We start from the raw sequence: 17009 nt of genomic DNA, 5'->3' as shown, positions 1-17009 counted from the left end.
CACGCGAAAGGTCGTACAGGGGGGGCGCATGGGGTGGTGGCAGGTCGACGCGGACACCCTCGCGCACAGCCGGTTCGTCATCTCGCCGCTCGCCGAGACCTTCGCCTGTCTGAAGCTGCTGCACGCCGGGCAGGGCACGCACCCCGGTGAGTACGCCTGGCTGGGCGCCCATCTGCCCGGCTACCGGGCCCGGCTCGCGGCCGACCCGGTGACGGCCCGGCTGGTGCGGGCGGGGCTGGGCCACGACTGGATCGCCGACTTCCTCACGCCCGCGCCCCGCGCCGGGGAGGGCTTCGCCGAGGAGGTGGCCCGGGTGCGCGCGGCCGCCCCCGGCGCCGCCCGCGCCCATCTGCGGCTCTCCCTCGCCGGGCCGCTCCCGGCCGAGCTGGACCGGGACGACCTGCCGGAGCGGGCGGCCGGACTGCTGGAGTGGGTGTGGCGGGAGACCGTACGGCCGTACTGGGAGCGGCGCCGGCGGGTGCTGGAGGCGGACGTGGTCGCGCGGACCGCGCGGGCGAGCCGGGACGGCTGGGCGAGCGTGCTGGACTCGCTGCGGCCGGGCGGCACCCGCTGGCTCGGGGGCGACCGGTTCCAGGTCAATCTGCACGCCTACCCGCCGCGTGCGATCTCCGGCGCCGCGCTGCTGTTCGTGCCGGTGACCGCACAGCGCACCGGCTGGGTGTCCTGGGATGAGGGGCAGCGGTACGCCGTGGTGTACCCCTGCACCGGTGTCCTGGCCGGGGACGGCGGGCGGCCGGTGCCCGCGGGGCTGGGCGCGCTGCTCGGGGCGGCCCGGGCCGGGGTGCTGGTGCTGCTCGGCTCCCCGATGAGCACCAGCCAGCTGACCGCCGTCACCGGGCAGGGACTCGGCTCGGTCGGCCGGCATCTGCGGGTGCTGCGGGAGGCGGGGCTGGTGGAGCGGCGGCGGGCCGGACGGTCGGTGCTGTACGTGCGGACGCCGGCCGGTGACGTGCTGGTCGAGGCCGGGCGAGGAGAGCGTGACCCGGCGGGGCTAGCATCCGGGCATGACGACTACTGACCAGAACGTGCTGGATGTCGAGATCGGGGCGCTCACCGGGGGCTCCGCGAACCTGCCGCAGTACGCGGGCAAGGCCGTGCTCCTCGTGAACGTGGCCTCCAAGTGCGGCCTGACCCCGCAGTACTCCGGGCTGGAGAAGCTGCAGGAGCGGTACGCCGAGCGGGGCTTCACCGTGCTGGGCGTGCCCTGCAACCAGTTCCTCGGGCAGGAGCCCGGCACCGCCGAGGAGATCGCGGAGTTCTGCTCGGCGACGTACGGCGTGACGTTCCCGCTGACCGAGAAGGTGGAGGTGAACGGGGAGGGCCGGCATCCGCTGTACGAGCGGCTCGTCGGGTTCGCGGACGCCGAGGGGCACAGCGGGGACATCCGCTGGAACTTCGAGAAGTTCCTGATCGGCCGGGACGGCCGGGTGGCCGCGCGGTTCTCGCCGCAGACCGAGCCGGAGTCGGCCGAGGTGGTCTCCGCGATCGAGGCCCAGCTGGGCTGAGCCCCGACCACCGCTCACCGCCCGGTCCCGGACCGGGCGGTGAGCCCTCTCGGCAAGGACGGCGACTGGTCGAGAGGGCTCTCCGGGGTGGTGCTTGTGCAGTTGTCGTCCGGGTCAGGGTCAGGGAGAACCCCTCACGCCTTGACCGAGGACACGAAGGCGTTCCACGCGTCGGCGGGGAAGGCCAGGACCGGACCCTCGGGGGTCTTGGAGTCGCGGACGGCGAGTTCGGCGGCGGTGGGCGACTTGACCTCGACGCAGGCGCCGTTGCCCGCGGAATAGGAGGACTTCATCCACGTCCCGGAAGCGCCCTGAATCAGTGCCATGTCCACTCCTGTTGCGAGTTGCGATAGTGCGGTTCACGCCAACCATGTCGTCTGACTGGCGTGATCGACGCTACCGGGCAACTGCCTCGGCCGGAGGAGCCGTTCACTCGACCGGATGGCATATTCCAGGCGAGCCTTCCACTGGAGCCGACCGGCGGTGTACGATCCCGCGCCCCATGCGACTCGGGCTCATTCCGCGTACTGTTTCGCCATGTTCGCGATGAACTGCCGGGAAGCCTCCACATTGAGGGACTGTGCCCGCAGATGCTCGTACATCACGGCGTACTTCTGCACGTCCTGCGCCTTCTCCAGGTACAGGTCGCTGGTGACGCCCTCCAGGTAGACCACGCTGGAGTCGGCCGCGTCGGCGAACTCCAGGATCGCGTACTGGCCGTTGAGCCCGGGGTGCGCGCCCACCTCGAACGGCAGCACCTGCACGGTCACGTGCGGCAGTTGGGACATCTCGATCAGGTGCTCCAGTTGCTCCCGCATCACCAGCCTGCTGCCCACGAGCCGGCGCAGGGCCGCCTCGTCCAGCACCACCCACAGCCGCAGCGGGTTGTTCTCGGCGGTGATACGTTCCTGTCGGCGCATCCGCACCTGGACGCGTTTCTCGATCTCGGCCGTCGACGTCTCCGGCAACGCACCCTGCACCAGGGCCTCCGCGTAGGCGTGGGTCTGCAACAGGCCGGTCACCAGCTGGGGTTCGTACACCCGCAGCGACTCCGCGTCCGTCTCCAGCCCGATGTACACGCTGTACGGGATGTCCCCGAAGGTGTGCCACCAGCCCTGCTGCCGGGAGTCGCGGGCCATCTCCATCAGCGAGTCGACGATCCGCTGGTCCTCGACCTCGTACACCCCGCACAGGTCGCGCACGTCGCGCTGGCTGATGCTCCTGCGGCCGTTCTCCAGTCTGCTGATCTTCGACTGCGACACGAGCAGCCGCTCCGCCACCTCTTCGGCCGTCATGCCCTTGAGCTCGCGGAGCCTGCGCAGCTCCTGGCCGAGCCGGCGCCGCCTGACGGTGGGATTGACATTGGACGCCACGGGACGTGCACCTCCGGCTGCCTGCCTGTACCTGGCACTTTGCGTATCTGCTGTTGAGCAGACTGCCACCAAGGTGCTTTCTACCGCTGGAAAACGAGGGATATGCGGCGCCGGCTCGAACTCCTGGACGCAGTCGAGCGGGGCGGTGAGACTACGGGGGTCTCACCGCCCCGCTCGGACCAGCGGCTCCCGAACCGGGTCTGTGGGGACGGGGGCGACGGTTCAGTGGGCCACGGCGCGTGCCATGGACCCGCGGCGCGGCTGCATCGGAACCCCGTGCGCGGGCTCCGGCGCGGGCCTGGCGCCGGGCGCGGCCGGGCGGCCGCCCGTGGCCGGGCCCCGGCGCGGCTGGGCGGCCGCACCGTTCTGCACGTCCATCACGGCGTGGGCGACCAGCCCGCCCATGGGGTCGTGCCGGATCAGGTCCCGCAGCCGGGACCGGGACGAGCGTCCCTCGTTCCCCGGATACAGGTGCTTGCCGAGCCCGACGGCGTGCGCCAGCGCGGCGAGCGCCGCGGTCCGCGGGTCCGGCGGTACGCCGGTGCGGATCGCGGAGTCCAGCCGGGCACGGATCTCCCGGCTGATGTCGTTGTCCGTCGACTGGTAGCGCGTCGTCGGCAACACCCCGCACATCTGGCCCGGTACGGCGGCGACCATGCCGCACCGCTCCAGATGCGAGAGGTAGGTCTGGCGGAGCCCGAGTCGGGGCCCGCCGATCCAGTGGACGGCACGCACAGGAGCGCCACGCCTTCGCAGCAACTCCAACGCGCAGTCCAGGGTCGGATCTCCTGTCGGCCGTGGTACCACCACGGCGATACGATCCCCGTCTGGGGCTATCCGTCCGGCCAGTGCCAGCTCCACTAGCTGTGCACCGGCCAGACCGAGGTCGAGCGACTGCGGCTGTGCGGTGGTACCCGTGGTCGGGTCCAGCGCCAGCAACAGAAGCTCCTCCGGAAGTGTTCTGCGGCTCCTGCCCATCCATGCCTCCCCGCGTGGATGAATGACAGGGTGACCCCTCTCACATTGGTCTGTCGAGGGCGCGTGACCGGTTCGTGAGGGAACCGGCAGGTATGTCGTTCTCGTCTAGCGCAGGGGCCGGGTCCGCACACAGGACACTGGTACATGGTTCGGACAGGGCGCGCGGGTGAGCGCGCGGCGCATGAGGAGGCATCGGTGGCGGGCGAGTCCCCCGACAGGTCGAAGCAGCGCGAGTCGTCGGCGGAACCGACGTCGGGGAGCGGGGGTTCGGTTCCCGAGGCGCGCGATCCGCGTCTCGTGGTGTCCCGCGAAAAGGATTCCGCGGGCGGTGGGGACACGGCGACGAAGATCCTGACGGTACGCCCCGACACCGCCCTGCACGAGGCGGCCTCCACGTGGGTACGCACCGCGAACACGGACACCTCCGGCACGGAACCGTCCGACACGGACGGCGGGACGGAGGTTCCGCCGGAGGGGAAGGGCCAGCCGAAGGGTTCGCCGGAGACGGGGAGTTCGTCGGAGGCGGAGCCGGAGCCGGAGAAGAATTCCGACGCGGAGGCGGAGGCGAAGTCCGAGGACTCGTCCGACGCGGAGGCGGAGCCCGAGGAGACTTCCGACGCGGAGGCGGAGCCGAAGCCGAAGAAGGCTTCCGACGCGAAGGCCGAGCCGGAGAAGACTTCCGACGCGGAGGCGGAGTCCGAGGAGTCGTCCGACGCGGAGGCGGACACCGACGGTGAGGCCGACGCGGACGTCGAGCCGGCCGCCGGCGAGGACTCCGAGGGCGAGGCGAAGGGCGACGCCACCGCGAAGACCGGGACCGACACGGACGCAAAGGCCGGCAAGGACGCCGAGGCTGTCGCGGACGACGAGGACAGCGCCGGTGGCGAGGACGCGGGGGAGGCGGAGGAGACCGGGGACGAGCCCGAGGCCGCCGACGGCGTCCCGCAGGGGCCACCCGAGGACGACGACGAGAGCCGCACGGGTGGTGCGGGTGGGAACACGGACGCCGACGGCGAAGCCGAGGCGGAGGCCGCGACCACCGAGGCACCGCAGGCGACCCGCGAAGCCGAGGCGGACGCGGAGGCCGCTGACGCCGACGCCGACCCCGCGCCCGTCGATCAGCCCACCGCCGTCTTCAAGGCCCCCCGGCCCAAGAAGACCGACGTGGACCAGCCGACGACCATGCTGAAGCTCGGCGGCAAGCCGAAGGCACCGGAGTCCGACGCCGAGCGCACCAGCAAGTTCGTCGCGCTGAAGGACGACCTGCACAAGCCGCAGCCGGCCGACGCCACCACCCCCGTCCCCCAGGTCGGCCCCGAGCGGACCACGCAGCAGCCGTTGCCGCCGAAGCCGCCGCTGGACCTGCTGGCGGAGCTGACGAACACGCCGCCGCCCCCGGAGACCCCGGTCCGCACGCTGGTGCGCAGGGTGAAGATCTGGACCCCCCTGGTCCTGCTCCTGGTGGTCGTCTTCGCGGTCGTACAGGCCGTGCGCCCCCTGCCCTCCACCACCCTCGCGCTCACCGGCGCGGAGACCTACACGTTCGAGGGCGGCCGTACCACCCTGCCGTGGCCCGGGGAGGGCCAGGGCTGGATCGACGCGGACGGCGTCGGCACGATGGGCCACTTCGGCAAGCAGACCCCCGTGGCGATCGGCTCGGTCGCCAAGACCATGACCGCGTACATCATCCTCAGGCACCACCCGCTGAAGCCGGGGCAGGAGGGCCCGAAGATCAAGGTGGACGCGAAGGCGGAGAAGGAGGGCGGCTACGACAAGGCGGGCGAGTCCACCCTGAACACCGTCAAGGCCGGCGACCACCTCACCGAGAAGCAGGCGCTGTCCGCCGTCCTGATCCCGTCCGCCAACAACATCGCCCGGCTGCTCGCGCGCTGGGACGCGGGCTCGGAGGCGGCGTTCGTGAAGGAGATGAACGCCACCGCCAGGCAGCTGGGGATGAGGGACACGAAGTACACCGACCCCTCGGGCCTGATGGAGAGCACCGTCTCCACGGCCGAGGACCAGGTGAAGCTCGGCCGCGCGTTCGTGAAGGTGCCGGCCCTCGTGGCCATCAGCAGCGCGGCCAGCTGGACGGACCCCTCCGGCCAGTACTGGACCAACTACAACGAGCTGCCGTACCGCATGGGCGCGATCGGCATCAAGACCGGCAGCACCACGGCGGCCGGCGGCAATCTGCTCTTCGCCTCGCGCAAGCAGGTCGACGGCCGCACGGTCACCCTGGTCGGCGCGATCCTCGGCCAGCACAAGCCGAAGATCCTGGAGACGGTCAACACGGTCAGCAAGACCGCGCTGCTCGCCGCGCAGGACGCGCTGACCTCGGCGAAGGTCCTGAAGAAGGGCCAGGTGGTCGGCTATGTGGACGACCGGCTCGGCGGCCACACCCCGGTCGTGGTCACGCAGGACGTGACGGCGGCCGGCTGGTCCGGTCTGAAGGTGCGGCTGTCCTTCGCGCCGGGGACCGTGCCGCACACCGCGAAGGCCGGCACCCGGGTCGGGACGCTCACCGTGGGTGACGGGACGTCCGGCGCGGTGAAGGTTCCGGTGGCCCTGCAGAAGGATCTGGCCGAGCCCGGTTTCGGCGCCAGGCTCACCCGGCTGGGCTGACCGCCCCGCCGCGGCCCGGCCCGCCCCGTACGACCGCGCACCCCGCCTCAGGACCCCCGCCCGGGAGCCCCGTGGCGGGGTGCGTGCTAGCGTCACGAATCGGGGCAGGTCGCCGGTCCGGGGACAGGACCGCGGACCGGGACGGGAAGCGGCCGGGACCACCGGGGGACGCGGCCGAGAACAGAAGACGGGATCACGGGGAGTGCCTTCAGGTGGCCACAGCGGAGCCGACACGCGCCGACAACGCAGATCCGGGCCCGGGAGTGGACCCGCGAATACGGCCGTCCGCGGCTGACGCGGACAGTCGTACCCCGGAGGTGCGCCCCGGCGCCCGCGCGCGTGCCCTCGCCGCGCTCGAACCCCTCCGGCAGCGGATGCTCCGGCACCCCGTGCTGTCGGTCACGGTGCTCGCCGGTGTGCTGCACATCATCTGGTTCTTCACGTTCGCGAACAGCGGCGGCGATCTCGCGGCGCAGGACGCGTGGGCGGAGTTCGTCGGCCGGCACCCGGACTCGGCGTACAACCTCGCCTGGTACGGGGGCATGCACCCGGTGTCGTACAGCGTGGTGTCGCCGTATCTGATGTCGGTCCTCGGCGTCCGTACGACGATGATGATCGCCGGGACGGTGTCGGCGGGCCTGCTGACGCTGGTCCTGATCCGCAGCCGGTCGGTGCGCAACCCGCTGTGGGCCGCGCTCGGCGGGGTCGCCGCGCTGCTGGCCAACGCGATCTCCGGCCGGGTGACCTTCGGGCTCGGCACGATGTTCGCGCTGGGCGCGGTCGCGGCGGTGTTCTGCTGGCCGTACCGGTGGCGGTACAAGCGCTGGGCCAAGGCGCTGACCGCCGCCCCGCTGGCCGCGCTCGCCACGATGGCCTCGCCGGTGGCGGGGCTGTTCGTGGGCCTGGTCGCGGTGGCGCTGTTCCTGCAGAAGCGGCGGCCGGGCGCGTGGGCGCTGGGTCTGGCGCCGTCGGCGGTGGTCGCGGTGTCGGCCTGGCTGTTCCCGTTCTCCGGCACCCAGCCCATGGGATTCGGCTCGGTGGTCATGCCGCTGCTGTACGGGCTGTTCTGCCTGTTCCTGGCGCCGAGGCAGTGGGTGACGGTGCGGCTGACGGCCGCCGTCTACAGCCTCGCCGTCGTCCTGGTGTGGCTGATCAGCTCGCAGATCGGGTCGAACATCTCGCGGCTGCCGATGCTGTTCGCGGGTGCGACGCTGGTCGCGATCCTGCCGTACACCGAGCCGAAGACCCGTGACCGGTACGTGGCCGTGCTGGCCCTGCTCGGCTTCGCCGGCTGGATCGGCTACAAGTCGGTGGACGACATCATCCACACCACCCCGGCCGCGTCCTGGGCGCGGGAGCTGGCGCCGCTGATCAACCAGCTGCAGAAGCAGGGCGCGGAGAAGGGCAGGGTCGAGGTGGTCCCGGCCCGCTCGCACCGGGAGGCCTCCGCGCTGGCGCCGGACTTCAACCTGGCCCGCGGCTGGAACCGGCAGGCCGACATGGAGCGCAATCCGCTCTTCTACGACGACACCCTCAACTCGGCGAACTACCACGAGTGGCTCCAGCGGTGGGCCGTGCACTACGTCGTGCTGCCCAAGGACAACCCGGACGGGGACGGCGGTCAGCGCGAGCGGGCGCTGTTGCAGCGCGGGATGCCGTATCTGACGCAGGTCTGGGGCGACGCCAACTGGCAGCTGTTCAAGGTGACCGATCCGACGCAGCTGGCGGAGCCGAACGCGGTGGTGGACCGGGCCGAGCAGGGCGAGATGACCCTGCGGGTGAGCAAGGCGGGACGGATCCTGATCCGGGTCCCGTACTCGCCCTGGCTGAGCGTCGTGGACGAGCAGGGCAGGAGTGTGAAGCCGCCGCAGCCGTCGTCCGGCACCCCGAAGACGTACCGGAACGTTTACGGGTGCCTGACGCAGACCCCGGAGGACTCCAACGGGGACCGGTGGACGGTGCTGCTGGCGCCGAAGGCCGGGACGTACCGGCTGGCGTCCCCCTACCAGCTGCCGCGCGGTACGCCGTGTCCCGACGGGCTGCGGTGAGGGTCCGCGCTCACCGCAGTTCGGCCACGTACCGGTCGGTGCCCGGCACCGTCGGGACGAACGGCGCGACCAGCTCCACCCGGCCCAGGCCGGATGCGGCCACCTGTTCGTCCAGCCCCCGGAAATGCTCCTCCCAGCACTCCCGCGGGTCCCGTTCCAGGAACCACAGCAGGGTCAGCCGGGTGTCCACGCCCTCGACCTGCTTGACGTAGGTCATGCGGTCGCCCGGCAGCGGGGTCGGCCGGAAGACGGTGACCAGGGCGGCCGGGGAGCCGGCGAGGCGGCGCGGGAGGTGGCGGTCGCGCAGCCACCGCAGGAGTGCGGCGCGCTGCCCGGGCGAGTCGGTGTCGAGGACCTCCAGGACCAGGCCGGCGTAGGGGTGGTCGAGGGCGTGGACGTCCCGGGGCCCGGCGGCGCCGTCGCGGTACACCGTCGCCTCGTGGTCCTGGAAGGCGGTGAGGACGTGGGTGCGCTCGTGGTGGACGCGGGCGTCCCGGTTGAGGCGCTTGTTGATGGCGACCGTCCACTTCATGTGGTCGTCGTAGCGGCCGGCGGTGATCCAGTAGGTGGAGAGGTAGCAGCCGGCGGTGACCGGCCGGGCGACCGCCGACTCCGCCGGGTAGCGCAGGAGTTGCAGGTCCCGGGTCGCCACCCAGCGGCGGCCCGCGTACATCCAGGGCATGGCCATCGCGCCGGCGTAGTAGTGGTCGTCCTCGTACCAGCGGTTGTAGGCGTACTCGTGGCCGGGGTGCGGCTCGACCAGGGTGATCAGGGCGTGGCCGGGGCGGACGCCGTACGGGCCGACGGCGGCCAGTTCGGCGTACGTCTCACTGCGGGTGTCGTCGCTCACGCGGTTCCCCTTTCCTGCGCTCGCCCATACTCTGACGCTCCGTCAGGTGGAGCGCCATACCGATGAAGCACCGGACCGAAGGAGGGGCCGTGGCCCTGCTCGCGGGCAAGACCGTCGTCGTCTCGGGTGTCGGGGCCGGGCTCGGCCACCAGGTCGCGGCGGCCGTCGTACGGGACGGCGGGAACGCGGTGCTGGGGGCGCGCACCGAGGCGAACCTGGCCCGGAGTGCGGCCGTGATCGATCCGGACGGCACGCACACGGCGTACCGGGCGACCGACGTCACGGACGAGGGGCGGTGCGAGGCGCTGGCGGCGCTGGCGCGGGAGCGGTTCGGCGGGATCGACGCGGTGGTCCATGTGGCCGCCTGGGACTCGTACTTCGGCGGGCTGCAGGACGCGGACTTCACGACCTGGCGGTCGGTCCTCGATGTGAACCTGCTGGGGACGCTGCGGATGACCCGGGCCTGTCTGCCGGCGCTGCGGGCGGGCGGGGGCGGGTCGGTGGTGTTCATCGGGACGCAGTCGGCGGTGGCCGCGCCCTCACAGGTGAGGCAGGCCGCGTACGCCGCGTCGAAGGGGGCGCTGACCAGTGCGATGTACTCGCTGGCGCGGGAGCTGGGCCCGGACCGGATCCGGGTCAACTCGGTGCTGCCGGGCTGGATGTGGGGGCCGCCGGTGCAGGCGTACATCCGGTTCGCCGCGGACGCGGAGGGGGTGCCGGAGGGCGAGGTGCTGGCGCGGCTGACCGAGCGGATGGCACTGCCCGAGTTGGCCACCGACGGGGATGTGGCGGACGCGGCGGTGTTCCTCTCGTCGGACCGGGCTCGGGCGATCACCGGTCAGTCGCTGCTGGTCAACGCGGGCGAGCTGATGCGCTGACGGAGGAGTGGGGCACCTCTTCTTCCGTTCAGGTAAGTGAACGTGAGTCATCAAGCAGAACTATTTTACCCTCACTTGACCTTACTCTTGCTTGTCGTGTTCATGTGCTCGCACTCACGATCGGGCACATGAACAGTCTCGACTGGGCCGTGCTCATCGGCTACTTCGGTGTGATGGTCGCGATCGGCGTCTGGTCGCACAAACGCGTGGACAACGTCTCGGACTTCTTCACGGCCGGCGGCAGGATGCCCTGGTGGCTCTCCGGCATCTCGCACCACATGTCGGGCTACAGCGCCGTGATGTTCACCGGGTACGCGGGCATCGCCTACACCTACGGCGTCACCTCCTTCATCACCTGGTCCTTCCCCATCGCGCTCGGCATCGCCATCGGCTCGAAGCTGTTCGCGCCCCGCATCAACCGACTGCGCTCCCGGCTCCACGTGGCCTCCCCGCTGGAGTACCTGAAGAACCGTTACAACCTGCCGACCCAGCAGGCCCTCGCCTGGTCGGGCATGCTGCTGAAGATCGTGGACGTGGGCGCCAAGTGGGCGGCGATCGCCACCCTGTTGTCGGTGTTCACCGGGATGTCGCTGAACCAGGGGATCCTCATCACCGGCGCGATCACCGCCGTGTACTGCACGATCGGCGGACTGTGGGCGGACGCGCTGACCGAACTCGGCCAGTTCGTCATCCAGTTGCTGGCCGGCGTGTCGATGTTCGTCGCGGTCGTGATGAAGCTGAACGACAAGGGCATCGGCTTCCTCGGCGCCTGGGACGAGCCGGCGCTGCACGGCCACGGCAAGCCCCTCGTCGGCCCGTACGGCACGGTGTTCCTGCTGGCGTTCCTGTTCATCAAGCTCTTCGAGTACAACGGCGGCATGCTCAACCAGGCCCAGCGCTACATGGCCACCGGCAGCGCCCGCCAGGCCGAGCGCTCCGCCCGGCTGTCCGCGATCCTCTGGCTGGTCTGGCCGGTGGTGCTGTTCTTCCCGATGTGGATGTCCCCGCTGCTGGTCCGTGCGCAGAAGCCGGACGGCTCCGACTCCTACGCCCTGATGACCGAACAGCTGCTGCCGCACGGCCTGTTGGGCCTGGTCATCGTCGGCTTCTTCTCACACACCATGGCCATGTGCTCCTCCGACGCGAACGCCATCGCGGCCGTCTTCACCCGGGACTGCGCGCCGGTGCTCTCGGCGCGGGCGCGGGCGTGGAGCACGCGTACCGGGCTGATCGCGGCGCGCGTCACCACGGTGGTCTTCCTCGGTCTGTCGATGGCGGCCGCGACGCAGGTCGACTCCCCCGCGTTCAAGGACATCATCACGGTCGTCATCAAGTGGGTCGCCGGTCTGATGGGTCCGATGGCGATCCCGATGATGCTCGGTCTGCTCCGCCCGTTCCGCCGCTCCGGTCCGACGGCCGCGCTCGTCAGCTGGGGGCTGGGCCTGCTCGCCTTCTGGCTGGTCAACTACCCGATCAGCTGGGAGATCGACGGCGGTGTCCCGCTCCAGTACCAGGTCTCGGTGCCGCTCGCGGTCTCCCTGGTGCTCTACATCGCCATCGGCTACCTGAAGCCGGAGGACACGCCCGAACGGCTGGCGGTCATCGAGCGGGTCAACACGGACGAGGATGCCGCGCCTGCCGTTCCGGTTCCCGCGGGGGCAGGGGACGGCGTGGCCCGGGAAGCTCCGTAGCCGCTCGCTCAGGCCCGTGGATACCGTGCCAGCCACCCCGGGGACGCGCCCGCCGGGCCGTGCAGTGCGGGGCCCTGGGTCATCTCCATGGCGAAGTCGTCGGCGAGTTCCAGGATCGTGGGGCGGCCCTCCAGTTCGGCCAGCCAGGCCGGCGGGAGGGCCGTCTCGCCGTGCAGGGCGCCGAGGAGGCCGCCCGTCAGCGTCCCCGCCGCCGCCGACGGCCCGCTCTGGTTCACCGCCAGGCACAGCCCGTGCCGTACGTCCTCCCCGACCAGGGCGCAGTACACGGACGCGGCCAGCAGCCCGTCCGCCGTGCCGTCGCCGGCGAGTTCCTCCACCCGGGCCGGGGTGGGCATGCCCTGCCGTACGGCGCCCAGGGCGTGCTGGAGGGCGTCGGAGACCGGCTGGTGGCCGGGGCGGGCGGCGATCAGGGCGAGGGCCTGCTGCACGGCGCCGTCCAGGCTGTCGCCGCGGGCCAGCCCGTGCACGATCACGGCGTACGCGCCCGCCGACAGGTAGGCGAGGGGGTGGCCGTGGCTCTGGGCCGCGCACTCCACGGCCAGCTGGACGACCAGTTGGGGCTCCCAGCCGACGAGCAGACCGAAGGGCGCCGAGCGGGCGACCGCCTCCGGGCCCAGCTCCCCGGGGTTCTTCGGGGACTCCAGCGTGCCCATGGTCTGGTCGCCGAACCCGATGAGCAGTGCGCGGGTCGGGTCCCGGCGGGCGTACAGCCACTCCTCGCGGGCCAGCCAGCCGTCCTCCTTTCGGCGTTCGTCGGGGCCCCAGTCCCGCTGGGTGGCCGCCCAGCGCAGATAGGCCCGGTGCAGGTCGGTCGGCGGGTGCCAGGCGCCGGTGTCGCGGCGCACCTGGGCGCGTATCAGCCCGTCCACGGTGAACAGGGCCAGCTGGGTGTGGTGGGTGACCGTGCCGCGCCGCCCGTGTCCGAAGGCCAGGTCGAGCAGCCCCTCACCGCCGTACGCGGCCCGGATCTCCGTCAGGGACAGCGGATCGGCCGGCCCCCCGAGGGCGTCGCCGACCGCGGCCCCGAGGAGGGTGCCGCGCACCCGGCTGCGGAAGTCCTGCTGTTCGGCACGGCCCCAGACGGCACCGGATGTCCTGCCCACCAGACCTCCCCGCGGCACCGTCCGCCTGTACGACGCCCAGCACTGTAATCGACCGGGAACGGTCCGTTCGCCGGAGCCCGGCCGGATTCCGGAGGGAGGCCCCTGGGAAGAGCCGGTGCGCGTCGGGGAGAATCCCAGCCATGACCACCACCCCCACACGCCCCACGGGGCTCAGGCTTGCCGCCGGTGTGCTCACCGGCATACTCGCGCTCTACATCGCCCTGGTCGCGCTCGGCAACATCACCGACTTCGGGACCAACCAGCAGTTCGTCCGGCATGTGCTGGCGATGGACACGACGTTCAAGGACGACCATCTGATGTGGCGGGCCGTGACCAGCACGGCCCTGGAGGACACCGCGTACGTCCTGATCATCGTCTGGGAGAGCGTGACGGCCGCGGTGCTGGTCGGCGGGACGGTCCTGTGGGCGCGGCGCCGGGACGAGACGGCCCGGCGCTGGTCGACGTACGGGCTGCTGATGATGCTGCTGCTCTTCGGCGCCGGGTTCATCGCGATCGGCGGTGAGTGGTTCGCGATGTGGCAGTCGAAGTCCTGGAACGGCCTGGACGCGGCGACCCGGGTGCTCCTGCTGAGCGGCGTCGCGCTGATCGTCAACCTGCTGCCGGGCGGCTCCCGGGAGACGCCGAATCGGCCGGAGCCGTCCGCCTAGTTGACGACGGCGACCCGGGTGCCCTGGTCGCCGAAGGACCACAGGGCGGTCCCGTCCGCCTTGTGGAGGCGGATGCCGCCGAGCTTCTGGCCGCCCGCGGGCGGGGGCGAGGCGCCGTCGAGGGCGTTGGAGAAGGCCACGTTCACGCCGTCCACCTTGGTGAAGTACATGACGTGCTCGATCTCCACGCCGTCCGAGCCCTTGAGGGACTGGGTGCGCAGAGTGATCGAGTAGCGGCCGGGCTGCGGGCTGACCGTGCCCGGCCACACCGTGAACGTGCGGGTCGCCCTGCCGGTCGCGTCGACCAGCCAGACGCGCTTCTCGGCCAGCGAGTACACGATCCGCCGGCCCTCGCCGGAACCGTCCGGCAGGGCGGGCGCGGACGGGGTCCTCGGGCTCGGCGTCGCGTGCGGGCTCGCGGACGCCGAGGCGCCGGTCCGGGCGACGGCGGCCGTGGGTTGCGGCCCGTGGTTCGCCTGTACGGCGAGGGCGACGACGACCGCGGTCGCCCCCGCCGTCAGACCGGTGACCCAGGCCCACGAGGGCAGTCGGGCAGCCACGGGACGCATCTCCTCCGGTACGGGTCCCCTCCTCGGCAGGGGGGTCGGATCATCGTACTCAGTTCGCGGAGACGGTTCGGTCCGGGGAGACGGCTCAGTCCAGGACCGGCAGCAGGTCCGGCAGGTGGCCGTCGGACGCCTCGGCCGCCCGCTGCCGCTCCTCGGGGACCTCGCCGTACAGCGTGGTGCGCGGCTTCGCGGGGCGGCCGGCCGCCTCCGCCACCGCGACCAGGTCGCGGACCGACTTGTACGAGCCGTAGGAGGAGCCCGCCATGCGGGAGATCGTCTCCTCCATGAGCGTCCCACCCAGGTCGTTCGCGCCGGAGCGGAGCATCTCCGCCGCCCCCTCGGTGCCCAGTTTGACCCAGCTCGTCTGGATGTTGGGGATCCAGGGGTGCAGGAGCAGGCGGGCCATCGCCGTCACCGCCCGGTTGTCCCGCAGGGACGGGCCCGGGCGGGCGATCCCGGCCAGGTACACCGGCGCGTTCGTGTGGATGAACGGCAGCGTCACGAACTCGGTGAAGCCGCCCGTCTCCCGCTGGATGCGGGCCAGCGTGCGCAGGTGGCCGAGCCAGTGCCGGGGCTGGTCCACGTGTCCGTACATCATCGTGGACGACGAGCGGACGCCCAGCTCGTGCGCGGTCCTGACCACCTCGATCCAGGTGGCCGTGGGCAGCTTGCCCTTGGTCAGCACCCAGCGGACCTCGTCGTCCAGGATCTCCGCCGCCGTACCGGGGATGGAGTCCAGGCCCGCCTCCCTGGCGGCGGTCAGCCACTCCCGGATCGACATCCCGGTCCGGCTCGCGCCGTTGACGACCTCCATCGGGGAGAAGGCGTGCACGTGCATGCCCGGGACGCGCTCCTTCACCGCCTTGGCGATGTCGAAGTACGCCGTCCCCGGCAGGTCCGGGTGGATGCCGCCCTGCATGCACACCTCGACCGCGCCCACGTCCCACGCCTGCTGCGCGCGGTCGGCCACCTGCTCCAGGGAGAGCGTGTACGCGTCGGCGTCCGTGCGGCGCTGCGCGAAGGCGCAGAACCGGCAGCCGGTGTAGCAGACGTTGGTGAAGTTGATGTTCCGGGTGACGATGTACGTCACGTCGTCACCGACCGCCGACCGGCGCACGTCGTCCGCGACCCGGCACAGCGCGTCCAGCGCCGGCCCGTCCGCGTGCAGCAGGGCGAGGGCCTCGGCGTCGGTCAGCCGGGTCGGGTCGTCGGCGGCCGTGCGCAGCGCCTCGCGGACGTCGGCGTCGATGCGCTCCGGGGCCATCCCGGGGGCCGCCGCCTCGCGCAGCGCCTCCCAGTCGCCGTACACCTCGTCGAAGTCGGCGCGCCGGTCGCCGGTACGGCCCTCGGTGTCGACGGCGGTGTGCAGGTCGGTGCGGCCGGTGGCGGTGAACACCTCCTCCGGTTCCTGCCAGGGCAGGCCCGCCACGACCGCGTCCGCACGGGCGAGGCCCGTCTCCGGGTCGGCCAGGGCCGCCACGTGCGGGCGCAGCCGCGGGTCCAGCCAGGGCTCGCCGCGGCGGACGAACTCCGGGTACACGCACAGGCGTTCACGCAGCTCGAAGCCGGCCGCGCGGGACCGTTCGGTGAGTTCCTCGATCTGCGGCCAGGGGCGCTCGGGGTTGACGTGGTCGATGGTCAGCGGGGAGACCCCGCCCCAGTCGTCGATGCCGGCGCCGATCAGCCGCTCGTACTCGGCGTCGACCAGGTTCGGCGGGGCCTGGAGGCAGGCCGAGGGCCCCATGATGTGCCGGGCGACGGCCACCGTGGCGACCAGGTCGTCCAGTTCGGCGTCCGGCATGCCGCGCATCGCCGTGTCCGGCTTGGCGCGGAAGTTCTGGATGATCAGCTCCTGGATGCCGTGGTAGGCCCGGGAGACCTTCCGCAGCGCGAACAGCGACTCCGCGCGCTCCTCGTAGCTCTCGCCGATGCCGATGAGCAGGCCGGAGGTGAACGGCACGGAGGAGCGGCCGGCGTCCTCCAGCACCCGCAGCCGTACGGCCGGCTCCTTGTCCGGGGAGCCGTGGTGCGGGCCGCCGGGCTCGGACCACAGCCGCTCCGCGGTCGTCTCCAGCATCATGCCCATGGAGGGCGCGACCGGCTTCAGCCGCTGGAAGTCCGTCCACGTCATGACGCCCGGGTTGAGGTGGGGCAGCAGGCCCGTCTCCTCCAGGATGCGGATGGAGATCGCGCGGACGTAGGCGATGGTGTCGTCGTAGCCGTGCGCGTCGAGCCACTCGCGCGCCTCGGGCCAGCGGTCCTCCGGCTTGTCGCCGAGGGTGATCAGGGCTTCCTTGCAGCCGAGGGCGGCACCCTTGCGGGCGATGTCCAGCACCTCGTCGGGCGACATGAACATCCCGTGCCCGGCGCGCCGCAGCTTGCCGGGGACGGTGACGAACGTGCAGTAGTGGCACTTGTCCCGGCACAGCCGGGTCAGGGGGATGAAGACGCTCTTCGAGTACGTGATGACGCCGGGCCTGCCCGCCGCCTCCAGGCCCGCGTCCCGCACCCGGGCGGCGGAGGCGGCGAGGGCGGTCAGATCCGCACCGCGTGCCTGGAGGAGCACCGCCGCCTCACCGGCGTCGAGGGCGACGCCGTCCCGGGCGCGTTTGAGGGCGCGACGCATGGAGTTCTCGGTCGGGCCGGTTCCGGAGGTCGCGGAAGTCGTCATTCCTTGAGCAT

The 17009-nt window shown here is 72.0% G+C and carries 14 protein-coding genes; 7 read left to right on the top strand and 7 right to left on the bottom strand.

Annotated features, from left to right (window positions below; translation table 11 throughout):
* Positions 1–28: 28 nt before the first annotated feature.
* Both ACZ3ZD_RS01410 and ACZ3ZD_RS01405 read left to right on the top strand, forming a co-directional pair.
* The gene (locus ACZ3ZD_RS01410; protein WP_467392296.1) at positions 29–1039 is read left to right on the top strand and encodes a helix-turn-helix domain-containing protein; all 1011 of its coding nucleotides are present in this window, start codon (positions 29–31) and stop codon (positions 1037–1039) included.
* The gene (locus tag ACZ3ZD_RS01405) at positions 1026–1526 is read left to right on the top strand and encodes a glutathione peroxidase (RefSeq protein WP_467392294.1); all 501 of its coding nucleotides are present in this window, start codon (positions 1026–1028) and stop codon (positions 1524–1526) included. The genes ACZ3ZD_RS01410 and ACZ3ZD_RS01405 overlap by 14 nt, the downstream gene beginning before the upstream one ends.
* Before the next feature lie 134 nt (positions 1527–1660).
* Here the strand turns inward: ACZ3ZD_RS01405 and ACZ3ZD_RS01400 are convergent, their stop codons facing one another.
* The 3 genes from ACZ3ZD_RS01400 to ACZ3ZD_RS01390 form a co-directional block, all read right to left on the bottom strand.
* On the bottom strand, positions 1661–1852 hold the full coding sequence (locus ACZ3ZD_RS01400; RefSeq protein WP_467392292.1) for a DUF397 domain-containing protein: 192 nt from the start codon (positions 1850–1852) through the stop codon (positions 1661–1663).
* A 189-nt stretch (positions 1853–2041) separates the two neighbouring features.
* Positions 2042–2899, bottom strand: a complete 858-nt coding sequence (locus ACZ3ZD_RS01395; RefSeq protein ID WP_467392290.1) for a helix-turn-helix domain-containing protein — start codon at positions 2897–2899, stop codon at positions 2042–2044.
* Between the two features lie 222 nt (positions 2900–3121).
* Entirely contained in the window at positions 3122–3877 is a 756-nt protein-coding gene (locus ACZ3ZD_RS01390) for a GOLPH3/VPS74 family protein (RefSeq protein WP_467392288.1), read from the bottom strand.
* Between the two features lie 195 nt (positions 3878–4072).
* On the opposite strand from ACZ3ZD_RS01390, the gene ACZ3ZD_RS01385 reads away from it, so the two are divergent.
* Positions 4073–6499, top strand: coding sequence for a D-alanyl-D-alanine carboxypeptidase (locus ACZ3ZD_RS01385; protein WP_467392286.1), 2427 nt, complete (start codon positions 4073–4075; stop codon positions 6497–6499).
* 212 nt (positions 6500–6711) lie between these two features.
* Positions 6712–8547, top strand: coding sequence for an MFS transporter (locus ACZ3ZD_RS01380; protein WP_467392284.1), 1836 nt, complete (start codon positions 6712–6714; stop codon positions 8545–8547).
* 10 nt (positions 8548–8557) lie between these two features.
* Here ACZ3ZD_RS01380 and ACZ3ZD_RS01375 read toward each other — a convergent pair whose 3' ends face one another.
* Complete coding sequence (locus tag ACZ3ZD_RS01375) at positions 8558–9397, bottom strand: hypothetical protein (protein WP_467392282.1); 840 nt, start codon at positions 9395–9397, stop codon at positions 8558–8560.
* Positions 9398–9486: 89 nt separating this feature from the next.
* Here ACZ3ZD_RS01375 and ACZ3ZD_RS01370 point away from each other — a divergent pair, with 89 nt between their 5' ends.
* The gene (locus ACZ3ZD_RS01370) at positions 9487–10275 is read left to right on the top strand and encodes an SDR family oxidoreductase (RefSeq protein ID WP_467392280.1); all 789 of its coding nucleotides are present in this window, start codon (positions 9487–9489) and stop codon (positions 10273–10275) included.
* A 128-nt stretch (positions 10276–10403) separates the two neighbouring features.
* Positions 10404–11966 (top strand): sodium:solute symporter family protein, encoded by a 1563-nt coding sequence (locus ACZ3ZD_RS01365; RefSeq protein ID WP_467392278.1) that lies wholly within the window; start codon positions 10404–10406, stop codon positions 11964–11966.
* Positions 11967–11974: 8 nt separating this feature from the next.
* On the opposite strand, the gene ACZ3ZD_RS01360 is transcribed toward ACZ3ZD_RS01365, so the two are convergent.
* Entirely contained in the window at positions 11975–13090 is a 1116-nt protein-coding gene (locus tag ACZ3ZD_RS01360) for an ADP-ribosylglycohydrolase family protein (protein ID WP_467392276.1), read from the bottom strand.
* Between the two features lie 140 nt (positions 13091–13230).
* Between ACZ3ZD_RS01360 and ACZ3ZD_RS01355 the strand changes: the two genes are divergently transcribed.
* Positions 13231–13758: a DUF2165 domain-containing protein gene (locus tag ACZ3ZD_RS01355; protein ID WP_467392274.1), complete on the top strand. Its 528-nt coding sequence runs from the start codon at positions 13231–13233 to the stop codon at positions 13756–13758.
* Here ACZ3ZD_RS01355 and ACZ3ZD_RS01350 read toward each other — a convergent pair.
* Both ACZ3ZD_RS01350 and ACZ3ZD_RS01345 read right to left on the bottom strand, forming a co-directional pair.
* Positions 13755–14318 (bottom strand): hypothetical protein, encoded by a 564-nt coding sequence (locus ACZ3ZD_RS01350; protein WP_467392272.1) that lies wholly within the window; start codon positions 14316–14318, stop codon positions 13755–13757. The genes ACZ3ZD_RS01355 and ACZ3ZD_RS01350 overlap by 4 nt on opposite strands.
* Before the next feature lie 94 nt (positions 14319–14412).
* Positions 14413–16998, bottom strand: a complete 2586-nt coding sequence (locus tag ACZ3ZD_RS01345; protein WP_467392270.1) for a bifunctional FO biosynthesis protein CofGH — start codon at positions 16996–16998, stop codon at positions 14413–14415.
* Positions 16999–17009: the final 11 nt, after the last annotated feature.

This window comes from Streptomyces sp. NPDC023481 (genome assembly GCF_055560195.1).
Note: the sequence above shows the minus strand (reverse complement) of the source record. Positions and strands in the feature narration are given on the sequence as shown.